Annotated in this window: 25 protein-coding genes; 14 read left to right on the top strand and 11 right to left on the bottom strand. The window is 73.4% G+C overall.

Annotation, left to right across the window (positions count from 1 at the left end):
• Positions 1-113: 113 nt before the first annotated feature.
• Genes ACWCHM_RS22170 through ACWCHM_RS22160 form a run of 3 tightly spaced genes read right to left on the bottom strand, consistent with a single transcriptional unit; the run spans position 114 to position 2,514 of the window.
• Positions 114-833, bottom strand: coding sequence for a YqeB family protein (locus ACWCHM_RS22170; RefSeq protein WP_454219662.1), 720 nt, complete (start codon positions 831-833; stop codon positions 114-116).
• A 2-nt stretch (positions 834-835) separates the two neighbouring features.
• Positions 836-1,609, bottom strand: a complete 774-nt coding sequence (locus ACWCHM_RS22165; RefSeq protein WP_204957277.1) for an ABC transporter permease — start codon at positions 1,607-1,609, stop codon at positions 836-838.
• A gap of 5 nt (positions 1,610-1,614) precedes the next feature.
• On the bottom strand, positions 1,615-2,514 hold the full coding sequence (locus tag ACWCHM_RS22160) for an ABC transporter ATP-binding protein (protein WP_204956619.1): 900 nt from the start codon (positions 2,512-2,514) through the stop codon (positions 1,615-1,617).
• Between the two features lie 133 nt (positions 2,515-2,647).
• On the opposite strand from ACWCHM_RS22160, the gene ACWCHM_RS22155 reads away from it, so the two are divergent.
• The 4 genes from ACWCHM_RS22155 (at position 2,648) to ACWCHM_RS22140 (ending at position 6,709) form a co-directional block, all read left to right on the top strand.
• Positions 2,648-3,889, top strand: a complete 1,242-nt coding sequence (locus tag ACWCHM_RS22155; protein WP_454219661.1) for a sensor histidine kinase — start codon at positions 2,648-2,650, stop codon at positions 3,887-3,889.
• Positions 3,890-4,028: 139 nt separating this feature from the next.
• Positions 4,029-4,634 (top strand): response regulator transcription factor, encoded by a 606-nt coding sequence (locus ACWCHM_RS22150; protein WP_204957278.1) that lies wholly within the window; start codon positions 4,029-4,031, stop codon positions 4,632-4,634.
• A gap of 70 nt (positions 4,635-4,704) precedes the next feature.
• Positions 4,705-6,129, top strand: a complete 1,425-nt coding sequence (locus ACWCHM_RS22145) for an ATP-binding protein (RefSeq protein ID WP_454219659.1) — start codon at positions 4,705-4,707, stop codon at positions 6,127-6,129.
• 88 nt (positions 6,130-6,217) lie between these two features.
• Positions 6,218-6,709 carry a hypothetical protein gene (locus tag ACWCHM_RS22140; RefSeq protein ID WP_204956621.1) on the top strand — a complete coding sequence of 164 codons (492 nt, stop codon included), beginning with the start codon at positions 6,218-6,220 and terminating at the stop codon, positions 6,707-6,709.
• Positions 6,710-6,773: 64 nt separating this feature from the next.
• On the opposite strand, the gene ACWCHM_RS22135 is transcribed toward ACWCHM_RS22140, so the two are convergent.
• Complete coding sequence (locus ACWCHM_RS22135) at positions 6,774-7,553, bottom strand: D-Ala-D-Ala carboxypeptidase family metallohydrolase (protein WP_281900192.1); 780 nt, start codon at positions 7,551-7,553, stop codon at positions 6,774-6,776.
• Positions 7,554-7,872: 319 nt separating this feature from the next.
• On the opposite strand from ACWCHM_RS22135, the gene ACWCHM_RS22130 reads away from it, so the two are divergent.
• Positions 7,873-8,508: a DUF6642 family protein gene (locus tag ACWCHM_RS22130; protein WP_204956623.1), complete on the top strand. Its 636-nt coding sequence runs from the start codon at positions 7,873-7,875 to the stop codon at positions 8,506-8,508.
• Positions 8,509-8,536: 28 nt separating this feature from the next.
• Complete coding sequence (locus tag ACWCHM_RS22125; protein ID WP_204956624.1) at positions 8,537-9,001, top strand: PPOX class F420-dependent oxidoreductase; 465 nt, start codon at positions 8,537-8,539, stop codon at positions 8,999-9,001.
• Positions 9,002-9,074: 73 nt separating this feature from the next.
• On the opposite strand, the gene ACWCHM_RS22120 is transcribed toward ACWCHM_RS22125, so the two are convergent.
• On the bottom strand, positions 9,075-10,307 hold the full coding sequence (locus tag ACWCHM_RS22120; protein WP_454219658.1) for a serine hydrolase domain-containing protein: 1,233 nt from the start codon (positions 10,305-10,307) through the stop codon (positions 9,075-9,077).
• A gap of 77 nt (positions 10,308-10,384) precedes the next feature.
• On the opposite strand from ACWCHM_RS22120, the gene ACWCHM_RS22115 reads away from it, so the two are divergent.
• The 3 genes from ACWCHM_RS22115 (at position 10,385) to ACWCHM_RS22105 (ending at position 12,615) form a co-directional block, all read left to right on the top strand.
• Positions 10,385-10,978 (top strand): pentapeptide repeat-containing protein, encoded by a 594-nt coding sequence (locus ACWCHM_RS22115; RefSeq protein WP_454219657.1) that lies wholly within the window; start codon positions 10,385-10,387, stop codon positions 10,976-10,978.
• A gap of 223 nt (positions 10,979-11,201) precedes the next feature.
• On the top strand, positions 11,202-12,101 hold the full coding sequence (locus ACWCHM_RS22110) for a hypothetical protein (RefSeq protein ID WP_454219655.1): 900 nt from the start codon (positions 11,202-11,204) through the stop codon (positions 12,099-12,101).
• Positions 12,102-12,177: 76 nt separating this feature from the next.
• A complete protein-coding gene (locus ACWCHM_RS22105; protein ID WP_454223139.1) occupies positions 12,178-12,615 on the top strand; it encodes a nitroreductase family deazaflavin-dependent oxidoreductase in 438 nt (145 codons plus the stop codon).
• Between the two features lie 13 nt (positions 12,616-12,628).
• Here the strand turns inward: ACWCHM_RS22105 and dacB are convergent, their stop codons facing one another.
• Together dacB and ACWCHM_RS22095 are read right to left on the bottom strand one after the other, a co-directional pair.
• On the bottom strand, positions 12,629-14,212 hold the full coding sequence (dacB, locus tag ACWCHM_RS22100; RefSeq protein WP_204956627.1) for a D-alanyl-D-alanine carboxypeptidase/D-alanyl-D-alanine endopeptidase: 1,584 nt from the start codon (positions 14,210-14,212) through the stop codon (positions 12,629-12,631).
• A gap of 97 nt (positions 14,213-14,309) precedes the next feature.
• Positions 14,310-15,035, bottom strand: coding sequence for an MIP/aquaporin family protein (locus ACWCHM_RS22095; RefSeq protein WP_204956628.1), 726 nt, complete (start codon positions 15,033-15,035; stop codon positions 14,310-14,312).
• A gap of 216 nt (positions 15,036-15,251) precedes the next feature.
• On the opposite strand from ACWCHM_RS22095, the gene ACWCHM_RS22090 reads away from it, so the two are divergent.
• Positions 15,252-15,533: an adhesin gene (locus ACWCHM_RS22090; protein ID WP_088641796.1), complete on the top strand. Its 282-nt coding sequence runs from the start codon at positions 15,252-15,254 to the stop codon at positions 15,531-15,533.
• Between the two features lie 5 nt (positions 15,534-15,538).
• On the opposite strand, the gene ACWCHM_RS22085 is transcribed toward ACWCHM_RS22090, so the two are convergent.
• Complete coding sequence (locus ACWCHM_RS22085) at positions 15,539-16,648, bottom strand: beta family protein (RefSeq protein ID WP_454219653.1); 1,110 nt, start codon at positions 16,646-16,648, stop codon at positions 15,539-15,541.
• 219 nt (positions 16,649-16,867) lie between these two features.
• Between ACWCHM_RS22085 and ACWCHM_RS22080 the strand changes: the two genes are divergently transcribed.
• Entirely contained in the window at positions 16,868-18,217 is a 1,350-nt protein-coding gene (locus tag ACWCHM_RS22080) for a cellulose binding domain-containing protein (RefSeq protein WP_454219652.1), read from the top strand.
• An 84-nt stretch (positions 18,218-18,301) separates the two neighbouring features.
• On the opposite strand, the gene ACWCHM_RS22075 is transcribed toward ACWCHM_RS22080, so the two are convergent.
• Positions 18,302-18,991, bottom strand: coding sequence for a response regulator transcription factor (locus ACWCHM_RS22075; protein ID WP_204956631.1), 690 nt, complete (start codon positions 18,989-18,991; stop codon positions 18,302-18,304).
• A gap of 297 nt (positions 18,992-19,288) precedes the next feature.
• Between ACWCHM_RS22075 and ACWCHM_RS22070 the strand changes: the two genes are divergently transcribed.
• Together ACWCHM_RS22070 and ACWCHM_RS22065 are read left to right on the top strand one after the other, a co-directional pair.
• Positions 19,289-19,696, top strand: coding sequence for a hypothetical protein (locus tag ACWCHM_RS22070; RefSeq protein ID WP_281900178.1), 408 nt, complete (start codon positions 19,289-19,291; stop codon positions 19,694-19,696).
• Between the two features lie 248 nt (positions 19,697-19,944).
• Positions 19,945-20,337, top strand: a complete 393-nt coding sequence (locus tag ACWCHM_RS22065) for a cupin domain-containing protein (protein WP_204956633.1) — start codon at positions 19,945-19,947, stop codon at positions 20,335-20,337.
• Between the two features lie 52 nt (positions 20,338-20,389).
• Here ACWCHM_RS22065 and ACWCHM_RS22060 read toward each other — a convergent pair whose 3' ends face one another.
• Entirely contained in the window at positions 20,390-21,577 is a 1,188-nt protein-coding gene (locus ACWCHM_RS22060) for a threonine synthase (RefSeq protein WP_421489230.1), read from the bottom strand.
• Positions 21,578-21,692: 115 nt separating this feature from the next.
• Between ACWCHM_RS22060 and ACWCHM_RS22055 the strand changes: the two genes are divergently transcribed.
• Complete coding sequence (locus ACWCHM_RS22055; RefSeq protein WP_454219650.1) at positions 21,693-22,475, top strand: aldo/keto reductase; 783 nt, start codon at positions 21,693-21,695, stop codon at positions 22,473-22,475.
• A gap of 68 nt (positions 22,476-22,543) precedes the next feature.
• Here ACWCHM_RS22055 and ACWCHM_RS22050 read toward each other — a convergent pair whose 3' ends face one another.
• Positions 22,544-23,671, bottom strand: a complete 1,128-nt coding sequence (locus ACWCHM_RS22050) for a GH12 family glycosyl hydrolase domain-containing protein (RefSeq protein WP_281900171.1) — start codon at positions 23,669-23,671, stop codon at positions 22,544-22,546.
• Positions 23,672-23,725: the final 54 nt, after the last annotated feature.

Genomic DNA, 23,725 nt, shown 5'->3' with positions numbered 1-23,725 from the left:
CCGCCGGGAATGCATCCACCTAGGTTGATACTCCCTGTGCGGCGGATGCACAATCGGCGACACTTTGGTCACGCTCGAACGAGGTGCCGGGCGGTCGGACCGGGGACGCCGGGCTACGGCTGCGGCGGGGCCTGCCCATCCGGGTGCGCAGCCGCCCGCCAGTACTGCCGTCCACCCTCGTCCCGGACGACCACCCCGATCCGGGCCAGTTCCGCGCGCAGTTCCCGGACGTCGCGCGCCCGGTGGGCGTCGACGGCCCGCTGGCGGGCGCGCAGCAGCGGGTCCGCCCCCGGTGGCAGGTCCGGCAGCCCCGACACCCACCGCCGGTACGCGTCCCGGTGCGGGTCGGTGTCCCGCCACGGCCACCCGTGCCCGTCGAACGCGTCCCGCAGCTGCCGCCGGCTCAGGTCGGAGCGTTCCCGGGCCAGCTCCGCGCCGGCCGGGCCGAGCAGCACCAGCTCCCGGCCGTCGACGAAGACGGCGGTGACGGTGCGCCGGGCCAGTTCGCGGTCGACGCCGTCGCGGCGTAGCCGGACACCGCCCCGGTCCACCGTGACGATCAACCGTTCCCGGGTGCCGACGTAGGCCAGGAGCAGCCCGGCCAGCATCCCGAGCAGCAGGCCCCCGGCCAGCGCCCGCCGGTACGGCAACCCGGCGACCAGCTCGAACCAGCCCTGCACCGGAGCCCAGGGCAGCCCCGCCACCCAGTCGGCGACCATGGGCAGCCGCCCACCCAGGGCACCGCCCAGCAGCGGGAAGCCGACCCACATCACCAGCAGCTCCCCGACGTCGCCACCGACCCTGGTCGCGCCGCCCGGCTCCTGCGCCCGCATCGTCAGTGCACCTCGCGCCGCAGCGTGCGCACCGTCCCGACGGCGATCGGCGCGACCACCCAGACCAGCAGGGACACCCCGAGTCGACCCCACTGTCCGGCCGTCATGTCCGGGCCGAGCAGCGGCTCCATGGTGATCGAGGTGTCCAGCCAGCGGGCTGGGCCGTGCAGCGCCGTGATCATCGCGGACAGGATGCCCCACACGGTCGGCAGCAGCAGCGAGGTGACGATCGCCAGCGGGGTGTTGAGCAGCAGCAACCCGAACCCCGCGCCGATCAGCACGTTGATGGCCTGGAACACGGCGGCGTGCCCGGCCGCCGTCCAGTCGAGGTCCCAGCTGCCCGCCCCGCCGGTGATCCCGGCCAGCAGGGTGCCGACGGCGGCGACGGCCAGGCTCACCAGCACCGACGCCAACGCGGCGAGCAGCACGGCGGCGAGCTTGGCGACGATCACCCGTTCCCGGCGCGGCACCAGGGCGAACGTGGTCAGCGCGGTGCGTTGGGACCACTCGGCGGTGATCGACAGGATGCCCAGCACCGGCAGCAGCAGCGCCACCGGCGCGAGCGACGCGGTGAAGAAGTTGCTGAAGGTCTGCGCGGCGTCGTCGACGAAGCGCAGTTGCAGCGCGACGATCGCGGCGGCGATCAACCCGATCGAGGCCAGCAGCCAGCGGCCGGCCCGGGTGTCGCCGAGCTTGCGCAGCTCCACCCCGACCAGCCGGGCCAGGGACGGCCCGGTCACGACCGGCCGGACGGTGGTGGGGGGAGTGGTCGTCATGGTGGTCACTGCACGGCCTCCTTGGTGCTCGCGCCGGCGGTCAGGGTGAGGAAGAGCTGTTCCAGGCCACCGCCGCCGGCTGGCCGCAGCTCGGTCAGGACCAGCCCGGCGTCGGCGGCGGCCTGCCCGACGACGCCGGGTTCGGCGTGCACCACACACCCGCCGTCGGCGCTGCCGGTGGCGTCCAGCCCCGCCCGGTCGAGGGTGAGTCGCAGGGCGCGGGGGTCGCGGGCCCGGACCAGGGTGCCGGCCCCGGCCAGCAGTTCGTCCTTGCCACCCTGGGCGACCACCCGGCCGCCGCCGATCACCACCAGCCGGTCGGCGACCGCCTCCACCTCCCGCAGCAGGTGGGAGGAGAGCAGCACGGTGCCGCCCCGGTCGGCGAAGTCGCGCAGCAGGCCGCGCATCCAGAAGATCCCCTCCGGGTCCAGGCCGTTGGCCGGCTCGTCGAGGACCAGCACCCGGGGTTCGCCCAGCAGCGCCAGCGCCAGGCCGAGCCGCTGCCGCATGCCCAGCGAGTACGCCCCGACCCGCCGCTTCGCCGCCACCGGGTTCAGGCCCACCCGGTCGAGCACGGCGGGCACCCGGTCGGCGTCCACGCCCATGGTGCGGGCGGCCAGGAACAGGGTCTCCCGCCCGCTGCGCCCGACGTGCTGCGCCGAGGCGTCCAGCAGCACGCCCACCTCGCGGCCCGGGTTGGGCAGCTCCCGGTAGGGCTGACCGGCGACGGTGGCGGTGCCGGAGCTCGGGCGGGTCAGCCCGCAGAGCATCCGCATGGTGGTGGATTTGCCCGCCCCGTTCGGGCCGAGGAAACCGGTCACCGTGCCCGCTTCGCAGCGGAACGAGACGTCGTCGACGGCGGGGTGCGGGCCGTACCGTTTGGTGAGGTGCTCGACTGCGATCATGCCGTCGAGCCTGTCCCAGCCACCCGGCCGGGCGCTGCGGCCGACCGTCGAGAGCCGCCCCTACCTCGGTCTACCCGCAGACCTCGACTTTGGTTGGTGTCCGGGGCGCCGTCCGGCTTTCTAGCATGGGTGGGTGAGTGCTGCCGTCGTACCCGATCATCCCTGGCTGCTGCCGGGGGCGCTGACGCCCGAGGCGAGGGCGCCCCGACGGACGCCGCGGGACTGGCTGGTCGACACGGTGGCCTTCCTGCTGGCCGTCGGCTGGGCGCTGCTGGCGTTCGGCGACGCGACGTCGCCCGACCCGCAGTTCGCCCACAACGCCGGGCCGTCCTGGCTGGTCGGGGTGGACCTGGCGGCGGGCCTGGGCTACTGCGCGGCGCTGTGGCTGCGTCGGCGCTGGCCGGTCGGGCTGGCCGTGGCCGGCCTGCCGCTGGCGCTGTTCTCGGTGACCGCCGGGGTGGCGATGCTGGTGGTGGTCTTCACCGTGCTGGTCCACCGGCCGCTGCCGATCGGCGCGGCGCTGGTCGGCTTCCACCTGGCGGTCATCCCGCTCTACACGGTCGTGCGCCCCGACCCGACGCTGCCCTACTGGGCGACGGTGGCCTGGACGGTGATGTTCGTCGGGATCGTGGTGGCCTGGGCGTTGTTCGTCCGGGCCCGCCGGCAGCTGGTGCTGTCGCTGCGGGACCGGGCCCACCGGGCCGAGGCCGAGCAGCAGCTCCGCGTCGAACAGGCCCGCCAGCTCGAACGCACCCGGATCGCCCGGGAGATGCACGACGTGCTGGCGCACCGGATCTCGCTGCTCAGCCTGCACGCCGGGGCGTTGGAGTTCCGCCCGGACGCGCCGCCGCAGGAGGTGGCGCGGGCGGCCGGGGTGATCCGGGGCAGCGCCCACGCCGCCCTTCAGGACCTGCGCGAGGTGATCGGGGTGCTCCGGGCCGACACCTCCGGCGGCGACGCCGCACCGGAACGCCCCCAGCCCACCCTCGCCGACGTGCCCGCGTTGATCGCCGAGTCCCGGGCCGCCGGGGTCCGGGTCACCCTGGTCGACGAGGTCGCCGACCCGACGCGGGTGCCGACGGCGGTGGGGCGCAGCGCGTACCGGATCGTGCAGGAGGGGCTGACCAACGCGCGTAAGCACGCCCCCGACACGACGGTCGGCGTCCGGCTGGCCGGCGGGCCGGGGCGGGAGTTGGCGGTGGAGATCCGCAACCCCTGGCCGGTGGGCAGCTCCGCACCGGCCCTGCCGGGTGCCGGGACCGGGCTGGTCGGCATCGCCGAGCGGGTCACCCTGGCCGGCGGCCGGTTGACCCACGGCCGGGACGGGGCGACCGGCGACTTCCGGCTGGCGGCCCGGCTGCCGTGGCCGGCATGAGCAACCCGGCTGCCGTGGCCGGCGTACGCAGCCCGGCCGACCGGCTGCCCGGCGGTGCCCGGTGACGACCGACGGCGACGCCGTCCCGGTGCGGGTGTTGATCGTCGACGACGACCCGCTGGTCCGCGCCGGGCTGTCGATGATCCTCGGCGGCGTGCCGGACGTCCGGGTGGTGGGCGAGGCCGCCGACGGCGACGAGGTGCCTGCCGCCGTCGCCAGGTGCACGCCGGACGTGGTGCTGATGGACATCCGGATGCCCCGGGTCGACGGGCTGGCCGCCACCGAGACGCTGCGGGCGTCGCCGGACCCGCCGGAGGTGCTGGTGCTGACCACCTTCGACGCCGACGAGCAGGTGCTGCGGGCGTTGCGGGCCGGGGCCGGCGGTTTCCTGCTCAAGGACACCCCGCCCGCCGAGATCGTCCGGGCGGTGCTGCGGGTGGCCGCCGGTGAGGCCACCCTGTCGCCGACGGTGACCAGGCAGTTGATCAGCCACCTGACCGTGGGGCCCACGCCGGGTCCGGACCGGCGTCGGGACCGGGCGCTGCGACTGCTGGCCGGGCTCACCGAGCGGGAACACGAGGTCGCGGTGGCGCTCGGTCACGGCCGGACCAACGCGGAGATCTCGGCGGAGCTGTTCATGAGCGTGGCGACGGTGAAGGCGTACGTGTCCCGGTTGCTGACCAAGCTGGAGCTGAACAACCGGGTGCAGGTGGCGCTGCTGGTCCACGACGCCGGCCTGGTCTGAGGATCTGTAGCACTCAGCCTTGATACCCTCATTTTTGGTAGTATCAACTGTGAGTGCGTGGGAGCAGGGTATGCGCGGCTTCGTGGGCCGGGACCGGGAACTCGCCCTGCTCGACGGCATGCTGGCCAAGGTCATCCGGGGAGGGCGGGCGGGCCGCCCCGGGCGGGCACTGCTGATGCGGGGGCGGCGTCGGGTCGGCAAGTCCCGCCTGGTCGAGGAGTTCGTCGACCGGGCCGGGGTGCCACACGTGTTCTTCACCGCGTCCGCCCAGCCCACCGTGGCTGCCGATCTTGCGCTGTTCGTCGAGGCGGTGGTCGGGTCCAGCCTGCCCGGCGCGCACCTCTTCGCCGCTCAGCGTCCGGGCACCTGGGACGCCGCGCTCACCCTGCTGGTCGCCGCCCTGCCGACGGACCGGCCGGCCGTGGTGGTGCTCGACGAGCTGCCCTACTTGATCGCCACGGACCCCGGGCTGGAGGGCACCCTGCAGAAGGTGTTCGACCGGGAGCTGTCCCGGTTACCGGTGCTGGTGATCGGCATCGGCTCCGACCTGGCCATGATGGAGGCGTTGAACGATTACGGCCGGCCGTTCCACCAGCGGGCGACGGAGTTGGTGATGCCGCCGCTGAGTCCCGCCGACGTCCGGGAGATGCTCGGGGCGGCACCGGCTGACGCCTTCGACGCCTATCTCGTCTCCGGCGGCCTGCCGCTGATCCTCGACGAGTGGCCCAGCGGGGCCGGCCTCGCCGACTACCTCGCCGACGCGGTGACCGATCCGACCTCTGCCCTGCTGGTCAGTGCGGAACGGGCGCTGGCGGCCGAGTTCCCCACCCAGTCGCAGGCCGGACTGGTGCTGCGGGCGATCGGCTCCGGGGAGCGGACGTTCTCACTGATCGCACGGGCCGCCGGTGACCTGCCCCAGGCTTCGCTCAGCCGTGCGCTGCGACTGCTGGTCGACAAGCGCATCGTCGAGGTGACCACCCCGCTGTCCACCCGCCCCTCGCGGGAAACCCGTTACACCGTGGCCGACCCGTACCTGCGTTTCTGGCTGACCTTTCTCGGTCCGTACCTGCCCGAGATCGAGCGCGGGCGGGGCGATCTCACCCTGGCCCGGCTGCGTACCTCCTGGACGTCCTGGCGGGGGCGGGCGATCGAGCCGGTGATACGGGAGTCGTTGCGTCGGCTGCCCGCCGGCCACCTGCCGGAGGGCACCGGCGTGGTGGGCGGCTACTGGACCCGGACCAACGATCCGGAGATCGACCTGGTCGGGGCGGACCGGGGACCGGTCGCCCGACGGATCACCGTCGTCGGCTCGGTGAAGTGGCTGGAGAAGCGGCCCTTCGACGGGCACGACCTGGGACGGCTCACCCTGCACCGGTCCCGGCTGCCCGGTGCTGACGAACGGGTGCCGCTGTTGGCGGTGACCCGGGCCGGCGCGGTGGTGGACGGGGTGCGGGTGGTGACGCCGGAGGATCTGCTCACCGCCTGGGGGGATTGAACCGCCGCCGGTCACCGCCCGTACCACTGCGCGAGGATGCGTTGTGGCGATTCAGCCGCAGCCGCTGCCGAGTTGCGGGAGGCCTGCCGTGCGAGTTGGTGAGCAGTCGACGGACCCCATCGATCAGGTTCTGGGCGAGGTGCCGGTGCCCGCCTCGTTGACACCCGAGGACGTCCGGCTCGCGGTGCGGGCGGTCGTGGTGCACGCCGCCGAGGAATGGCCCAACGGGCCGCTGTGCCGCAACGACGGCGCGTCGTACCCGTGCCGGCTGCACCGTTGGGGGCGGCGGGTGCTGGAGAACCACGGGTTGAACGAGCGTCAGATCGACGCGTTGATCCGGCACGGCAACCCGTTCGTGCACGTGCCCTTCCCGTTCACCTACACCACGCCCCGGCCCGGCGCGGCCCCGGCGCGGACCGCCCCGGCGGCCGGCTACCCGGCCCGCGGCCAGGTCGGTCGGCCGGTCGTGCCCGGGGCGCGGCCCGCCGCGGCGGGGATGCGGCCGGGCGTGCGCCCCGGCGTTCCCGGCCGGCCGGTGACGCCCCCCGCCGCCGCGCCACGCTGGCCCCGGGCGAGCTGAGCCCCGACGCCGGCCCGGCCCTGGTGATCCCGTGGGGCCGGGCCGGCGTCGGCCGTCGCGTCGGTCAGTTGCCGACGCCGCAGTCCGGAGCGGCCCAACTGGTGCCGTTCGTCAGGTTGTCCCGGTTGTTCTCCCGCCGGGAGTCCACGTGGACGTGGTCGTCGTGCCCGGCGGAGCCGGGGCCGTAGATGCCGCTGAACCCGTGGTCGCGGGAGGCCCGGGCGACCTCGCACAGCGACCTGTTCTGCGAGGTCACGTCGGCGGCGTTGCCGTAGAGGTGCTGGCTGTTCGAGGCCCCGCCGACCTGCTTGTTGCAGGTCTTGTCGCGGAACCCGCTGGTGACGTAGAGCGGCTTGTCGCCCAGGTCGCGCCGCAGCGCCTCCAGCTTCCACATGGTGCGCACCGCGTTGGCCTTGGTGTCGGTGGCGGAGAGCGGACCGCCGCTCCAGCCGCCCTTGCCGCAGCCGTCGTCCAGCTCCCGGTAGCTGAAGTGGGCCGGCGTGCAGTCGTTGTCCTGCAACTGGTAGAGCTTGCTGAAGGTCTGCTTGCCGGCGATGCCGTCGCTGCGCAGCCCGTACGCGCTCTGGAAGCGCTTGACCGCGGCGGCGGTCTCGGGTCCGAAGTCGCCGTCGATCCGGACAATTCCCCCTCGGGCCGCCCATCCGGCCACCCGGATCTGCAACTGGCGGACGTCGTCGCCGGAGCGCCCCTGGTAGAGGTCGCGTTTCCAGGTGTAGCAGCCGTCGGCGTGGGCCGCTGGCGCGGCGGCCACCGTGGCGATCGCGGCTCCCGGCAGAGCCAGGGCGAACGCGACGAGTGCCCGCCGCACAGTGTTCTGGCGCACAGAAGTCCTCCCGATTGGAAGTGAATGGGGTGGTGAACAGGTCATCGCGCGGGACGTCCTGCAACTTCCACCCTGACAGCTACCTGGCCGATACGCGGCAATAAAGGGGAATCATCCTCGTAGTCGGCGATAGCTGGGTATTGCCTGTGAATGGCGATGAATGGTAATTCGGGCAGGTGGGGTCAGCCGGTGACGGGAGGGACGGGAATTCCGACACCGGTGAACTGCCCCGAAACGGATCAGCCGGGCACCGATGGCGGTGTGGGTCCGTGACCCTGACCCGGTAACGTCGTCCCGGCGGGGACGGGGAGGTGGGCCGGTGGCGCGGGGCGGGGTCTTCTGTGTCGAGGGGCAGTGGCACCGCGACCTCAACGAGCGCGGATCCGTGCTGCCCACCCTCGAACTGCTCGAACGGCTCGGCCGCATCCGCTACATCCACAAGGACGCCGCCACCCGTGACGAGCTGTTCTACTTCCTCGACCGGTGGCTGCTCAAGCAGTACGCCGACCACCGGGTCGGCTTCTTCGCCATGCACGGTGAACCCAGCCGGCTCTGCCTCACCGACTGGGACTCCGTCGAGCTGGCCGACGTCGCCGAGCGGATGGCCGGCCGGGGCGAGGGCCGGCGGCTCTACTTCGGCAGCTGCTCGGTGCTGCGCGCCTCCGACGCCACCCTGCGGGACTTCCTCGACGTCACCGGCGCGGCCCTGATCTGCGGCTTCACCCGCGAGGTCGACTGGGTCGAGTCGGCCGCCTTCGAGACCGTGCTGCTCGACGTGCTCGCCAACGGCCAGCGGCACAACGCCGCCGAGCTGCGGATGGGTTCGGCGCACTGGGCGCCGCTCGCGGCGTACCTCGGCTTCCGGGTGATCTACGCCAACGGCCGTGCCTGGCGGCCCGCCGCCCGACCCCGGGTCCCCGCCCAACCGGGCCGGGTCGGCGGCCGGTCCGGCTGACGCCCGTCGGGCCTGGTAGAACCGGGGGATGGCACGCAGCGTCGCAACCAACACCCGGGTCGACCGGGACGCCCTGCTCGACTTCGTCCGGCCCCGGCACCGGGTCCTGCTGATGACCACCCGCGCCGACGGCCGGCCACAGTCCTCCCCGGTCGCCTGCGGCGTGGACGCCGCCGGACGCCTGGTGATCTCCACCTACCCGGAACGGGCCAAGGTCGCCAACATCCGTCGTGACCCCCGGGTCTCCGCCTGCGTGCTCTCCGACGACTGGGACGGCCCGTGGGTGCAGGTCGACGGCATGGCCGAGGTGCTCGACCTGCCCGAGGCGCTGGACCCGCTGGTGGAGTACTTCCGCAGCATCGCCGGCGAGCACCCGGACTGGGACGAGTACCGGGCGGCCATGGTGGCGCAGGGCAAGTCGCTGATCCGGATCACCGTCGAGGGCTGGGGCCCGATCGCCACCGGCGGCTTCCCGCCCCGCCTCGCGGACTGACCTTCCGGTACGACGCCGGCCGTCGTCGTGCCGGCCGGCGTCGTCAGCCGTCACCCGGTGGCGGCCCGCCGGCTCAGCCGACCAGGGCGGCGTAGACGAGCTGGCGGAGCTGGGAACGCAACGGGTAGGTGCTCGACGGCATCAGCTGGGTGAACAGCAGGGCGGTGATCTCCTCGGCCGGGTCGACCCAGAACGCGGTGCTGGCCAGCCCGCCCCAGTAGTACTCGCCGACGCTGCTCGGCACCTTGGCCGGCACCGGATCCTGCACCACGGCGAAGCCGAGCCCGAAGCCGATGCCGTCCAGCACCGTCTCGGCGAACCCCTCCGGCTGAAGCGACGCCAGGTCGCCGCCGCCGGGCAGGTGGTTGCGGGTCATGTAGCGCACCGTCCGGGGCCCGAGCAGGCGTACGCCGTCCAGCTCGCCGCCGCGTAGCAGCAGTTGGGTGAACCGGTGGTAGTCGGCGGCGGTGGAGACCAGCCCGCTCCCGCCGGAGAAGCACTGCGGGCGGGTCAGCGCGGCGACGCCGAGCTGGTCGGCGCGGACCGCCTGGCCGGTGCCCGGGTGCGGCGTGTACAGCGCGGCGAGCCGTTTGGCGTCGGCCGGGTCGACCCAGAACCGGGTGTCGGTCATGCCCAGCGGGGTGAGGACCCGTTCGGTGAGGAGGTCGGCCAGGCTCTGCCCGGAGACCACCTCGATCAGCCGGCCCAGCACGTCGGTGGAGACCCCGTAGTTCCACCCGGTGCCGGGCTGGAACAGCAGCGGCAGCTTCGCCATCCCGGCGCTGGCCCCGGCCAGGTCCAGCCCCGGCGGCACGCCGAGGTCGTAGCCGGCGGCCCGGTAGAGCGCGTCGACCACCGAGGTCTGCGCGAACCCGTAGGTCAGCCCGGCGGTGTGGGTGAGCAGGTGCCACACCCGGATCGGCTCGACCGCCGGCACCGTGTACGGCTTGAGCGCCGAACCCTTGTCGAAGACCCGGACGTCGGCGAACTCCGGCAGCCAGCGGCTGATCGGGTCGGTCAGCTCGAACCGACCCTCCTCCCACAGCATCATCGCCGCGACCGAGGTGATCGGCTTGGTCATCGAGTAGATCCGCCAGATGGTGTCCGGCTCGACCGGGGTGCCCGCCTCCACGTCGCGCAGCCCGTACACCGAGGAGTGCGCGACCTCACCGCGGCGGGTGACCACGACCTGCCAGCCGGCCAGCCGGCCGTCGTCGACGTACCTGCCGAAGTGTTCGTCGATGCGGGCCAGCCGGGCCGGGTCGAAGCCGGTGCGGGCCGGGTCGCTGCTGGGTGCCACGCTCACCCGCCGAACCTACTAGCCGGTACGCGCCGGACGGAAGGTGCGGCGGTGGTGTCGGTGCTCGCACCTAGGGTGGAGCGGTGCCGCAGACCATCGAGGACGAGACGTTCCGCCACACCGACTGGTACGCCGAGGAGCTGACCGACAGGCACTTCGTGCGCTGCGTCTTCATCGACGTCGACCTGACCGAGGCGGTCAGCCGGGGCGCCTCGTTCACCGGGTGCGACTTCGGCGGGGTGTCGTTCAACGCCTCCCGGCACACCGACTCGGCCTTCGTCCGCTGCGGGTTCCGCCGGTGCAACCTGTTCGAGGCCGAGTTCACCGGGTGCAAGCTGGTCGGCAGCACGTTCGAGGGGTGCGCGCTGCGTCCGCTGCGGGTCTCGGGCGGGGACTGGTCGTTCGTCGGGTTGCCCGACGCCGACCTGCGGGGCGCTCAGTTCAGCGACGTGCGGATGCGTGAGGCCGACCTGTCCGGGGCCGACCTGAGCGGCGCGACCCTGGCCCGGGTGGACCTCTCGGCCGCCCAGCTGCGCGCGACCCGGTTCACCGGGGCCGACCTGCGGGGCAGCGACCTCGCCGGGCTCGACCCGACGGCTGTCGAACGGGCCGGCGCGGTGATCGACCCGCAGCAGGCGCTGATCCTGGCGCAGGCGTTGGGTTTCCAGATCCGCTGACCGTCCCGCCTGTTGTCGATCTCCCTGCCATTCTGGCCCTGAGCTGCGGTTTTCTGCCGGGCAGGAAACTTTCCATCGGGATCACTTGGTAACAAACTGGAAACGCCCTCCCGCTGGCATATGGCGCATCCCGGCCTTGAAATGAAAACGTGAGAACGCTCACGCCGCGACCGCACCCCCTCCCCGAGCGGTCCCGGGCGTCGGGCCGGGGAGTGGGACACACGTGAACGACCAAGAGACCTGGCGGATCGGGCCGGGCCCGACGACGCGCAGCGCGCAGCGGCGGGAGGCCCGTCGTCGGCAACGCCGCCGTTGGGCGATCGGTTCGGTGACGGCCCTGGCCTGCCTCGCGGTGCTGGTGACCTATCTGGGCCCGGATTCGGACCCGGCGGAGCCCGACCTGGTGCTGCCGGCCGGCGCGCCGACCCCGGCCGGCTATCCGACAGGTGCGGCGGGGGTGGGCGAGTCGGCCGAGGCCGGGATCGCCACCCCCGGCCTGCAGCCCCGGGAACGTACCCCGCCGCCGAGTGAACCGCCGACGCCGACAGCCACCCCGGTGGCGGCCCCGTCGCCGGCCGTGCCGACGCTGAGCGTCTCCCGGGCCGACGTGCCCGCCGAGGTGGACCTGACCGCGCTGGGCACCCGGGACTGGGTGCACTGGGGGCTCAATCGGCCGGAGACCGTGGTCCGCAAGGGCGGTGGCACCGGTGAGATCCGGGACGAGGGCGGCCGGGGCGCACGCGACCGGTACGACACCAATCCCGAGCTGTTCGGGTGGCGCGACGGAACCCCGGTGCCGGCCGTCTCCGCCACCGGTGTCGGCGTGTTCGTCTGCGGGACGGGCAACGGGTTCACGCTGTCCGTGGCCGGCGACGGCGAACCGCGTACGGTGCACCTGTTCGCCGGGGTCTGGATGGCCCAGGGGCGGTTGGACGTGCGGCTGTCCACCGGCGGGGCGACCCGCACGCTGCGGCTGGAGGACCCGCACACCACGCACACCGCCCAGTTCGTGATCAAGTTCCGGGTGCCGAGGGGTGAGCGGCTGTCGATCAGCTGGACCGTCGAGGAAACCTTCCGCAGCAGCTGCGGCAACGTGAACCTGCAGGCGGCGGCGGTGCGTTGAGCTGTTCGCCCGTTTCTGGGGTTTATGTCGGGATAACGTGTCCGGGTCGATGCCCACGAGCAACCCGGAGACGCCGATGCCGACCGACGAGCAGGTGCTGGACAGCCCCGAGGGCTGGGTCGCCGACCACATCCGCCGGTACGTCGCCACCGGCGGGGCGGAGGGGCACGAATGGCAGCCGGGCGTGTTCACCCTGCTGTTGACCACCAGAGGCCGGCGCAGCGGCAAACTGCGCCGCACCGCCCTGATCTACGGCCGGGACGGCGACGACCACCTGGTCGTCGCCTCCCAGGGCGGCGCGCCCCAGCACCCCTCCTGGTATCTCAACCTGCTCGCCGACCCCGACGCGCAGGTGCAGGTGGGCTCCGAGACGTTCGGCGTGCGGGCGCGCACCGCCGAGCCGGCCGAACGGGCCCGGATGTGGCCGACGATGACCGCCATCTGGCCCGCCTACGACGAATACCAGAGCAAGACCGACCGGGAGATACCGGTGGTGGTGCTGCACCGGCGCTGACCGGGCGACGGGCTCAGCAGACGATCGGCTTGACCCAGGAACACTCCCGGCCCTCGGGCACCCGGGGCACCTCCGGGGCCACCGGCGGGGTGGCCCGCGCCGACCCGCCGTCCCCCTCGCGGTAGCCGGCCAGCGCGATCGCGATCTGGTCCTCCAGCCCCTTCACCGACGAGGTCAGGAAGTTGTTGAGCACCACCGAGAAGGCGAGCAGCCGGCCGTCGCCGTCGGTGACGTAACCGGAGAGGCCGGACACCCCGGTCAGACTGCCGGTCTTGGCGTGCACGTTGTCCGCCGCCGGGGTGCCGCGCATCCGGCTGCGCAGGGTGCCGCCGACGAGGCGGTCCGGGTTGCCGGCGATCGGCAGGGCCGCGTACCAGGTGTCGAACCAGGGTTCCCGACGGACGGCGGCGAGCAGCGCGACGAACTCGCCGGCCGGGATCAGGTTGCGCCGGGACAGCCCCGAGCCGTCGAGCTGACGCAGCACGCCGGTGTCCACTCCGGTGTCGGCGACGTACTCGCTGATCGCGGCGAGCCCGGCCGGCCAGCCGCCCGACCCGGAGATGACCCGGCCGATCTCCTTGGTCAACACCTCGGCGTGCCCGTTGTTGGACAGTTTGAGGAAGGGCACCAGCAACTCGGCGAGAGGCATCGAGTCGTGCCGGGCCACCGGGACGGCGTCCGTCGGGGTGGCCCGGCCGGGCACCGTCCGCCCGAGCACCCGCACCCCGTGGCGGCGCAGCGCGTCCCGGAAGACGGCGGCGGCGTAACCGGTGGGCTCCCAGACGGTCATCCAGTCGCTGACCGCTGCCGCACCGGCCGCGATCCGGCCGGTGACCACGATGGTGTTGCCGCCGTGCGTCCGCTCGAACGACAACGTCGTCCCGCCCTCGGCCACCGTCTCGGCCCGGTTGTCGATCCGCAGGTAGCCGTTGGGTGGGGTCATGGTGACCACCGGCGGCGCACCGGCCCTGTCCGCCGGGGCGGCCCGCACGATCACCGTGCCCGCGTCGTAGTCGGTGTCCGGGGCGAGGCTCAATGCGGAGACCTGCGCCGCGTAGTAGTACGACTCGTCGTCCCAGGCCCACTCCGGGCCGAGCCGGGTGGCGTCGTAGCGGGTGTCGTCGGCGACCAGGTTGCCGGTCACCACCCGTACCCCGCTGTCAGCGACCTGGGCGGCCAGCGCGTCGTAGTCGGCGGCCAGCATCGTCGGGTCGCCGCCGCCGCGCAGGTAGAGGTTGCCGGAGACCAGGCCGGCCCGGCGGCGGCCGTCGGTGAGCACGTCGGTGCCGAACCGGTGGCCGGGGCCGAGCAGCGCCAGGGCCGCCGTCGAGGTCAACAGCTTGGTGCTGGAGGCGGGCACCAGGCGGCGGTCGCCGTCGCGGTCGTAGAGGGTCCGGCCGGTGGCGGTGTCCACCACGACCACGCCGGCCTGTGCGCCGGCGAGCAGGGGATCGGCCAGGACGGCGTCGATGGTGGCGTGCAGCCGGGTGGCCGCCGGGGCGGGGGACTCGGCGGTCGCCGGCAGCGCACCGGCGGCGGCCACGGTGGCGACCAGCGCCACCAGCGCGAGCGTCCGGGGGAAGAGACGACGATGCATGCGACGACGCTGCCACGAAGGTTTCCGTCGGGCAAGCCCCGGTGCCGGAGGTTTTCTTCCAGGGCTGGCGGCCCCGGGTGGGCGGTCCGTCGGTGGGTCAGGTGGGATCCGGCGCGGCCGGGTCGGGTGCGTCGGGTTCGGCGCGGAAGTGCCGGCTCGGCTTCACCAGCAGCGGCGCGGCCAGTGCGGCCAGCGCCCCGCCGAGCAGCGGGAAGACGATGAACACCCACAGCTGGCGCAGCGCCGCGCCCCCCTCGAACACGGCCGGGCCGAACGACCGGGCCGGGTTGATCGAGGTGCCGTCCAGGGTGATCCCCACCAGCAGCACCGCCACCAGCGCCAGGCCGATCGCCAGCCCGGCGAAACCGGCGTGCTCGACCCGGCTCGTCACCACCAGCACCACCAGCACGAACAGGAACGTCAGGATGACCTCCAGCACCGCCGTACCGCCCTGGTTGATGTGCACCCCGTAACCGTTGGTGCCCAACACGCCGGTCTGGTCCGCCACGCCGCCCCAGCGGACCAGCCCCCAGATGGCGAAGCCGGCCACCGTGGCCCCCACGAACTGCGCCAGCCAGTACGCCACCGCGCCGACCGCGGAGATCTTGCCGGAGAGCAGCACCCCCAACGTCACCGCGGGATTGAGGTGCGCGCCGGAGAGCGGTCCGATCGCGTACACCAGCCCCACCAGGACGAACCCGAAGGCCAACGCCACGACCACCACGCCGCCCTGGAGTTGGGCGAACACGGCGGTGCCCACCCCCACGAAGACCAGCAGCAGGGTGCCGATCAACTCGGCGGCGTACCGTCGGGCAGCGTCCATGCGCTCAGCGTAGAAAGCCGCCGGGTCGCCGGGAGCAGAAACGGGGATCTCCGACAGACCCTGCTCTATTTGACGAACCCCTGGCCAGGGGGCACGGTGGGGGAGAGGGCCGCGCGGCGACGCCCCCGGAACCGTCCGGCGGGCACCGGCCGCCGCAGGGGGCGCGCAGTTGTCGCCGCGCCACGTTCCGCCCGACAACTCCCGAGGAGTCCCATCATGCTCACCATGACCGACAACGCCGTGCTCGTGATCCGTGACCTCGCGGCCCAGCAGGACGTCGCCCAGGACGGTGGGCTGCGGATCGCCGCCGACACCGAGGCCGGCGCGCTCACCATCGAACTGGTGCCGGTGCCGGCGCAGGGCGACCAGGTGGTCGACACCGAAGGGGCGCGCATCTTCCTCGACGCCGAGGCCGCCGAACTGCTCAACGACAGCTCGGTGGACGCCTCCGTCGACGACGAGGGCGTGGTGCAGTTCGGGTTCACCGAGCAGGAGTGACCCGGTCACCGGCCCCGCCGGTGCTCACCGCCCCGGTGTGGGCGGGTGAACCCGGTGCGGTCGTCGGTGGGCGTCGGCGGGCTGCGACGCCGCCCGTCGGCCGGGCCGGTCAGCGCCGCCAGCACGTGCGCCAGGTGGTGCGACGTGCTCCACGCCGTCCAGTTCGCCGGTGAGCCCGCGCCGGTGACCCGGCGGGCCCGGCGCAGCAGTTCGTGGTCGCCCCAGGAGAAGCCCGCCCCGGCGGGCGGCCAGTGCCCGGAGGTGACCAGCGTGCGGCACAGGTCGGCGAACCGATCGTCGCCCCGGCCGCCCCGCCGCGACCAGCGGTAGATCCACCAGCCGTCCTCGGTGGTGTACCGCACCGTGGGCAGCCGGTCGCCCGGCTCCACCCCGCCTGACTCCACCCCGCCCGGTGGCGCGGGCGACACCCCGTAGTCGCCGTAGCCGACGCCCAGGTCGGCCAGCCGACGCCAGAACAGCCAGTCCCAGCGGTCGACCCGGACCGGCTCGTCGGTGGGCAGCCGGGACAGCGACGGCGGCATCCCGCCGGCCGCCACGGTCACCGTGCGCCAGGCGTGCCGGCGGGCCCAGTCCACCACCCGGCGTACCCGGGGCTCGGCGACGCGCAGGTCCGCCAGGCAGCAGACGTCACCGGCGTCGACCAGCAGGTCACACTGCTCCGGGACCAGTCCGGTGCGCCGCCACACCCGCTCCACCGCCGCCGTCGTGGCGTCCGGGCCGGTGCGGTCCCGGCCGGGCCGCAGCCGGACCACCACCCCCCGGGCGTACGCCCGGCACGCCGCGCCGTGCGCGGCCAGCCGCCGGTCACCGCAGGCCAGCCCGACCACCGGCTGCACCGGTACGCCCCACCGGGCCAGCTCGCCGCCCGGCCCGTCGGGTAGCGCGCACACGTCGACGGCCGGCACCAGCCCGGCGGGTAGCCGGCGCAGCATCTCGGGCAGGCCGGTGTCGGCCGGGGACACGTCGAGGACCGGGACGACCAGGGGAGCGTGGGCGCTGTCCAGATGACCCAGCGCCTCCAGCTCACCGCGTCTGCTGGTGAGGATGGGGCGGTAGACCGGCTCCGCCACCCGACCCCCGGGGGCGGGCACCATACCTCAATCTACCGGGCCGGACGCCCCCACCACAGGGGTTACGACGGTCGCGTCACCGACCATCCGGTCCCGTCGACGGTCACGACCCCGGTCCCGTCCACCTTGGACATTGACAGTGGTCGGCGCCGGTGGTGGCATGGGTGGGCGGTACGCCGGGCGTGGAAGGGCATCCGAAGACCCATGTCCCCGCTTTTTGCTGCCCGGAAGGCGTACCCCCTCATGACCTCCTCGCGTCACCGTGCCGGTCTGCTCGCGGCGCTGACCGCCGCCGCCGTACTGCTGCTGGTCCTGCCGCTGCCCGCCGGGGCGCTCGCGGTACCCGAGCCGACCACCCCGGTCACCGGCAACGCCACCCACTTCGACGCCCTCGGCGCACCGTACGGCGGCTGCGGCCTGCCCCAGGCGGAGCTGGACGCGCCGGACTTCGTCGCGCTCAACGCCTACGACCTGCCCGGCGACTACTCGTCGTATCCGATGCGGCCGATCCCGGCCAGCCAGGCGGCGAAGATCGGGCTGTGGAACAACGGCCTCAACTGTGGCCGGTTCGTCCGGGTCACCGTCGGCGACTACTGCACCGGCGTCAACGACGGCGTGCCCGGCCAGCCGTTCTGCCGAAACGGCTCGTGGACCGCCGACGCGTACAGCGGGGCGACCCTGACCATGGTGGTGGCGGACAGTTGCGGCGACGGCAACGCCTGGTGCCGCGACGACCCCTACCACCTGGACCTCTCCACCGCCTCGCTCAACCGCTTCGTGCGCAACGGCACGCCGGTGGGGGACATGAACCCCACCCACTGGAACAACCGGCACGTCTCCTGGTCGTTCGTGCCCGCCCCGGACTACTCCGGCGACATCCGGATCGGCTTCATGAAGGGCGCCCAGCGGTACTGGCCGGCGATCGCCGTCTCGCACCTGGCCAACGGCATCCACGGGGTGGAGTACCTGGCCGGCGGGGTGTGGACGGCCGCCACGATGAACAGCGACATGGGACAGTCGTACGTGATCGGGGCGACCGCTGCCGGGGGCACCGACTTCCAGATCCGGGTCCGCGACGCGGCCGGCACGCTGATCAACAACGGTCGGGTCTACCGGTTCGCCCTGCCCGCCTCCTGCGGCGGGACGTGCTCGGCGGCGTACACCCGGGTCGACTACACCACCTCCGACGGGCCGACCCCGACCCCGACCGGCACCCCCACGGTCACCCCCACCGCGACGCCGCCGGTCACCCCCACCGCGACCCCCACCCCCACCGGCACCCCGGCCCCGGTGACCGGTTGCTCGGCCGCCTACCGGGTGACCGGCTCGTGGTCGGGTGGCTTCCAGGCGGAGGTCACCGTGCGCAACCTCGGCGTCAGCGCCATCACCGGCTGGGCCACCGCGCTGACCTTCGCCGGAACCCAGCAGATCGCCTCGTCGTGGAGTGCCACGGTCAGCCAGTCCGGCCGGCAGGTCACCGCGACGAACGCCCCCTACAACGGGAGCCTGAGCCCCGGCGCGACCACCAGTTGGGGCATGGTCGTCACCGGCGACAACCAGCCCCCGACGGTGGCGACCTGCGCCGTGCGGTGAACCACCGGTGACCGGTCCGCCCGTGGCGGCGGGCCGGTCGACCGGCCCCGGGGCACCACGATCCCGGGCACCGTGAGCCGGGCGCTACGTCCCGGGCGCGGCGAGCCGTACCCCGACCCCGCGTACGGTGTGCAGGTAGCGGGGCTGCTGGGCGCTCTCTCCGAGCTTGCGGCGCAGCCAGGACAGGTGCACGTCGACGGTCTTGTCCGCCCCGCCGTAGGGGATCTGCCAGACCTCGGTGAGCAGTTCCCGCTTGGTCACCACCGTGCCGGGGCGGCCGGCGAGATGGTGCAGCAGGTCGAACTCGCGCGGGGTCAGCTCGACCGGCGTGCCGTCCAGGGTTACCTGACGGGCGCGCGGGTCGATCCGCAGCCCGCCGACGACCAGCACGGGCTCGCCGTCGGGCCGCTCGGCCCCGCCCCGGCGCAGCACCGCCCGGACCCGGGCGTCGAGCTGGGCGGCGGTGAACGGCTTGACCAGGTAGTCGTCGGCCCCGGCGTCGAGCAGCCGGACGATCTCCCGCTCGTCGTCGCGGGCGGTGGCCACGATGACCGGCACGGCGCTGACCGCGCGCAGCATCCGCAGCAGCTCACCGCCGTCGAGGTCGGGCAGGCCGAGGTCGAGCACGACCAGGTCGGGCCGGTCGTCGAGGGTGAGCCGCAGCCCTTCCATCGCGGTCGACGCGGCGGCCACCGCGTGCCCCCGGTCGCGCAGCGCCCGGACCAGCGGGGTGCGGATGGTCAGGTCGTCCTCGACGAGCAGCAGGCGGGCCACCCCAGCAGGCTAGCCCCGGGCGGCGGCCCCGACCGTCGACCGGGCAGGGCCGGCCGGTCCCGGTGTCCGCCCGGTCGACGGGCCGGCGCTGCCGCCGCCGTCGGCGGGCGACGGCTCGTGCCGGGGGTGTTTTCGCAGCTCATAGTGGTTGCGTGTCAGGTAACGGACAGTTGGGTGAGTGGTCGCAAAAGGTGTAACCGACATATTTTCGAGGTACGGATCCGCTCGGTCGGCGCGGGTCACCATCCCCCCAACGCTCCCGGCCCGAGCAGGTGGCCGGCAGGCAGGAGCACCACGATGTCCAGCACCGGTTCCCGGCGTCGCCCGGTCAACCAGCCCGTCCCCTGCCGCACCGACCTGGCCCTGGCCGATGCCCAACTGGCCGGCGACCGGCGGGTGGGGCTGCCCGCCTCGGCCCGGATGCTCTACGCCGTGGTGCACGCCAACGGCACCCTGGCCCGCGGGCTCGGCGCGGCGTCGGCCACCCGGCTCGCCCCCGGCATGTACCAGGTGGTCTTCGACCAGGACGTGAGCACCGGCGGCTACGTGGGCACGATCGGGCTGGCCGGCAGCGCCGGGCTCGCGCCGCCCGGCGGGATCAGCGTGGTCGGTCGGACGGGAATCCCGAACGGGGTGTTCGTCAGGACGTTCGCCACCGACGGCAGTGTCTCGGACCGTCCGTTCCACCTCGCGGTCCTGGCCTGAGGAAGGCGGAGACGGGCGCACGGCGCCGTACGGCACACCGGCCGTCCGTCGCCGCGCTCCGACCGTCTCCCACCACCGCAGCCATTCGGCGGTACGCCAGCGGGGACCTGGTGCGACCGGTGCGGTGCCCGCGCCGGTCTGGGGTGCTCGATGCCCGATCCGTCGGCGCGCAAACCTGCCCGGGGCCGGGAATTGCCTCATCTGCACGACACGGCGTGATCCGTTGCCGTTGCGGGTATGACCGGAACATGGAGCATTTCACGATCGCGACGGTCGCCGAGAAGAGCCCGGACTTCCGCCGGGTGCTGTGGACCGGGGAGAAGACCCAGTTGGTGATCATGACCATTCCGCCGGGCGGGGAGATCGGCGAGGAGGTGCACGACGGGATCGACCAGATCCTGACCTTCGTCAGCGGCACCGGGGAGGCCCGGGTCGGCGGGGAGACCCGGGACGTCGCCCAGGGCGACCTGGTGGTGGTGCCGGCCGGGACGAAGCACAACTTCGTCAACACCGGGCCGAACCCGCTGGTCCTCTACACGGTCTACGGCCCGCCGGAGCACGCCGACCAGGTGGTGCACCACACCAAGGAGGAGGCCGACGCGGCCGAGGCGGCCGGCGAGGACGAACCGCCGACGTCCTGACCCGCAGCCGCCGTGCCGGCGTCCCGCCCACCGGGGGACGCCGGCACGGCGGTCAGCCCACGGGTACGGCGGAGACGTCCACCGTCTCCGGGTACTTCAGCCCCGACCCCGTGTTCAGCACCACCACCCGCTCGTCGGGGCGGATCCAGCCGCCGGCCCGCAGGTGCCGGGCGGCGGTGAGGCAGGCCGCCCCCTCCGGGCAGAGCAGCAACCCCTCCCGGGTGGCGAACTCCCGCAGGTCGGTGAGGATCTCCGCGTCGTCGACGGCGACCGCCGTCCCGCCGCTCTCCCTCAGCGCGGTCAGGATCAGCTCGTCGCCCAGCGGGGCCGGCACGGTGATCCCGAACGCCACGGTGTGCGCGTCGGCCCAGGGGCGGGCCCGCTCCTCACCGGCGGCGAACGCCCGCACGATCGGCGCGCAGCCGGTCGACTGCACCGCCACCAGCCGGGGCAGCCGGTCGCTCACCCAGCCGAGTTCCCGCAGCTCGTGCAGGGCCTTGTGGATGCCGATCAGGCCCACCCCGCCACCGGTGGGATAGATGATCACGTCGGGCACCTGCCAGCCGAGCTGCTCGACGATCTCGTACCCCATCGTCTTCTTGCCCTCCAGCCGGTAGGGCTCGCGCAGCGTCCCGGCGTCGAAGACCGCCCCGTCGGCGTCGGCGACCAGCTCGGCCACCAGGCGTCCGGCGTCGCTGATCAACCCGTCCACCAGGCGCAGGTCGGCACCGGCGGCGACGCACTCGCGGCGGCAGATGGTCGGGGCGTCCAGCGGCATCACGATGGTCGCCGCCATCCCGGCCCGCGCCGCGTACGTCGCCCAGGCCGCTCCGGCGTTGCCGTTGGTGGGCATGGCGAACCGTCGTACGCCCAGCTCGCGGGCCCGGCTCACGCCGACGGCGGCACCCCGGGCCTTGAACGACCCGGTCGGGGTGAGCCCCTCGTCCTTGACGATCAGGTCGGCCACGCCGATCTCGTGGCCGTACGCCGGCGCGCGCCACAGCGGCGTCCAGCCCTCACCCAACGTGGTGACGTGCCGCTCGTCGGCCACCGGCAGCAGCTCCCGGTAGCGCCACAGGTCGGCCGGGCGCAGCCCGAACCGCTCGGGTGTCACGGCGGCGGCCACCGCGGCCAGGTCGTAGCGGGCCAGCAGCGGTGACCCGCAGTCGCACAGATTGGTGAGCCGGTGGGCGTCGTGCTCCCGGCCGCAGCGCGGACACTCCAGGTGGGTCAGGTACACGATGCTCCTCGCCGTCGGCCCGGTCGGTGCTCGGCACACCGGCATTCTCCGGCAATCGGCCCGGGTTCGCCGCTCGCCCGGCATGCCCGCGCCGATCACGGGTAGAACGGTCGGTATGGACCTCGACCAACCCACCGTCCTGCTTCCCGGCGACGTACGCATGCCGTTGCTCGGCTTCGGCACCTGGCAGGCGACCGGCCGGGCCGGCTACGACGCCGTGCTGGCCGCGCTGGACGCCGGCTACCGGCACCTCGACACCGCCACCATGTACGGCAACGAGGAGGAGGTGGGTCGGGCGGTGCGGGAGAGCGGGCTGCGCCGCGAGGACGTCTTCATCACCACCAAGCTGCCGCCGGACCGGGTCGGCCGGGAACGGGAGACGATCGAGGCGAGCCTGCGGGCGCTGGGCACCGACCACGTCGACCTCTGGCTGATCCACTGGCCGCCGTCGTCGCCGGCGGACAGCATCCCGGTCTGGCGGGAACTGCTGGCCGCCCGGGACGCGGACCTCACCCGGGCGGTGGGGGTGAGCAACTACGGCACCGCCCAGCTCGACGAGCTGATCCAGGCGACCGAGGAGAACCCGGCGGTCAACCAGATCCGGTGGAGCCCGTCGCTGTACGACCGGCAGCGGCACACCGAGCACCGGGACCGGGGGATCGTGCTGGAGGGCTACAGCCCGTTCAAGGCCAGCGACCTGAGCGACCCGGTGCTGACCCGGATCGCCGCCGCGCACGACGTCTCCCCGGCGCAGGTGGTGCTGCGCTGGCACGTCGACCACGAGATCGTGGTGATCCCCAAGTCGGTGACCCCGGAACGCATCCGCGCCAACGCCGACATCTGGAACTTCTCGCTGACCGCCGAGGAGATGCGCGACATCGACGCCCTGGGCGGCTGAGCCCGGACAGGGTGCGGGGGCGTGACCGGCAGGTCACGCCCCCGCGTGGTGGTGGGTGGTGTGGGGTCTCAGGCGCGGGCGCAGGTGACGCCGTTGAGCGAGAAGCTGGTCGGCGCGGAGTACGTCCCGCTCAGCGAGCCCTGGTAGCCGAAGCTGGCGGTGCCACCGGGGGAGATGCTGCCGTTGTGCGCGGCGTTGCGGGCGGTCACCGTGGACCCGCTCTGGGTGACGGTGGCGTTCCACGAGCTGGTGACCTGCTGCCCGCTGGGCAGGCTGTAGGTCAGCGTCCAGCCGTTGATGGCGCTTGCGCCCCGGTTGGTGATGGTCACGTCGGCGGTGAACCCGTTGTTCCACGAGTTGGACGTGTACTTCACCGCGCAGCCGCCGCCGGTGGGCGGGGGCGTGGTCGGCGGGGCGGTGGTGGGCGGCGGGTTGCCGCCGGTGTTGACGGTCTGGGAGAAGTTGGTGACGGCCAGCCCGGCGCCGCCCTGCCAGGGCTCGAAACCGGCCTGGATGCTGGTCAGGTACCAGTCGTTGGTGATCGCCCCCCGGTTGCGGGTGTCGGCGATGAAGTCGAGCACGTTGAAGCTCATGCTCTGGATCGCCGACGGCGCGACGTAGGAGATGACGTTGTTGCCGCCGTTGTTGCCGCGCCACACCTCCCAGCTGCGGCCCGCGATGTTCGTGTTGCCCACCGGCGAGCCGATCGGCTGGATGCTGCCCTGCCGGTTGAACCAGATCATGATCTCCATGGCGTTGACCCCGTCCCGCTTGGGCGACGGGTCGAGCCAGATGTCGTAGGCGGCGTCGTAGATCGCGCCACCGACGTAGTTGAAGGAGATGCTGCCCGGCGCGCTGCTGATCGACTTCACCTGGGCCGGCAGGTTGGTGCCCGGCGAGCAGTTGGTGTAGTGGCAGCCGACGAAGATCGACGGGTACGACACCGGCGCGCCGTTGGTCGGCGCGGAACCCTGCTGGCTGGTGATGCTGAAGCCGCTGCCGGTGACGTTGATGCACTGTTGGGCGGCGGTGCCCCAGCGGTTGTTCTGCACCACGTACCGGCCGCCGATGACGGTGGAGCCGAACTGCTCACAGATCTGGGTGTCGGCGGAGGCGGTGCCGCCGGTGGCGACGGCCACGATCGTGCCGACGGCCAGGAGGCCGGCGGCGGCGAGGGCCCGCAATGGACGCTTCATGATGCTCCTTGGCTGCGGCGCGGGGGCGCCGGAGTGTCTCGGACGTGACCGGGA

This window comes from Micromonospora sp. SCSIO 07396 (genome assembly GCF_053667945.1).
Note: the sequence above shows the minus strand (reverse complement) of the source record. Positions and strands in the feature narration are given on the sequence as shown.

Coding starts and splice junctions, on each gene's coding strand:
- ACWCHM_RS22125 (WP_204956624.1), top strand. CDS start 8,537: ATGGCACGCAGCGTCGCAACCAACACCCGGGTCGACCGGGACGCCCTG.
- ACWCHM_RS22080 (WP_454219652.1), top strand. CDS start 16,868: ATGACCTCCTCGCGTCACCGTGCCGGTCTGCTCGCGGCGCTGACCGCC.
- ACWCHM_RS22170 (WP_454219662.1), bottom strand. CDS start 833: ATGCGGGCGCAGGAGCCGGGCGGCGCGACCAGGGTCGGTGGCGACGTC.
- ACWCHM_RS22050 (WP_281900171.1), bottom strand. CDS start 23,671: ATGAAGCGTCCATTGCGGGCCCTCGCCGCCGCCGGCCTCCTGGCCGTC.
- ACWCHM_RS22160 (WP_204956619.1), bottom strand. CDS start 2,514: ATGATCGCAGTCGAGCACCTCACCAAACGGTACGGCCCGCACCCCGCC.
- ACWCHM_RS22165 (WP_204957277.1), bottom strand. CDS start 1,609: ATGACGACCACTCCCCCCACCACCGTCCGGCCGGTCGTGACCGGGCCG.
- ACWCHM_RS22145 (WP_454219659.1), top strand. CDS start 4,705: ATGCGCGGCTTCGTGGGCCGGGACCGGGAACTCGCCCTGCTCGACGGC.
- ACWCHM_RS22095 (WP_204956628.1), bottom strand. CDS start 15,035: ATGGACGCTGCCCGACGGTACGCCGCCGAGTTGATCGGCACCCTGCTG.
- dacB (WP_204956627.1), bottom strand. CDS start 14,212: ATGCATCGTCGTCTCTTCCCCCGGACGCTCGCGCTGGTGGCGCTGGTC.
- ACWCHM_RS22085 (WP_454219653.1), bottom strand. CDS start 16,648: ATGGTGCCCGCCCCCGGGGGTCGGGTGGCGGAGCCGGTCTACCGCCCC.
- ACWCHM_RS22105 (WP_454223139.1), top strand. CDS start 12,178: ATGCCGACCGACGAGCAGGTGCTGGACAGCCCCGAGGGCTGGGTCGCC.
- ACWCHM_RS22090 (WP_088641796.1), top strand. CDS start 15,252: ATGCTCACCATGACCGACAACGCCGTGCTCGTGATCCGTGACCTCGCG.
- ACWCHM_RS22065 (WP_204956633.1), top strand. CDS start 19,945: ATGGAGCATTTCACGATCGCGACGGTCGCCGAGAAGAGCCCGGACTTC.
- ACWCHM_RS22055 (WP_454219650.1), top strand. CDS start 21,693: ATGGACCTCGACCAACCCACCGTCCTGCTTCCCGGCGACGTACGCATG.
- ACWCHM_RS22070 (WP_281900178.1), top strand. CDS start 19,289: ATGTCCAGCACCGGTTCCCGGCGTCGCCCGGTCAACCAGCCCGTCCCC.
- ACWCHM_RS22150 (WP_204957278.1), top strand. CDS start 4,029: ATGATCCTCGGCGGCGTGCCGGACGTCCGGGTGGTGGGCGAGGCCGCC.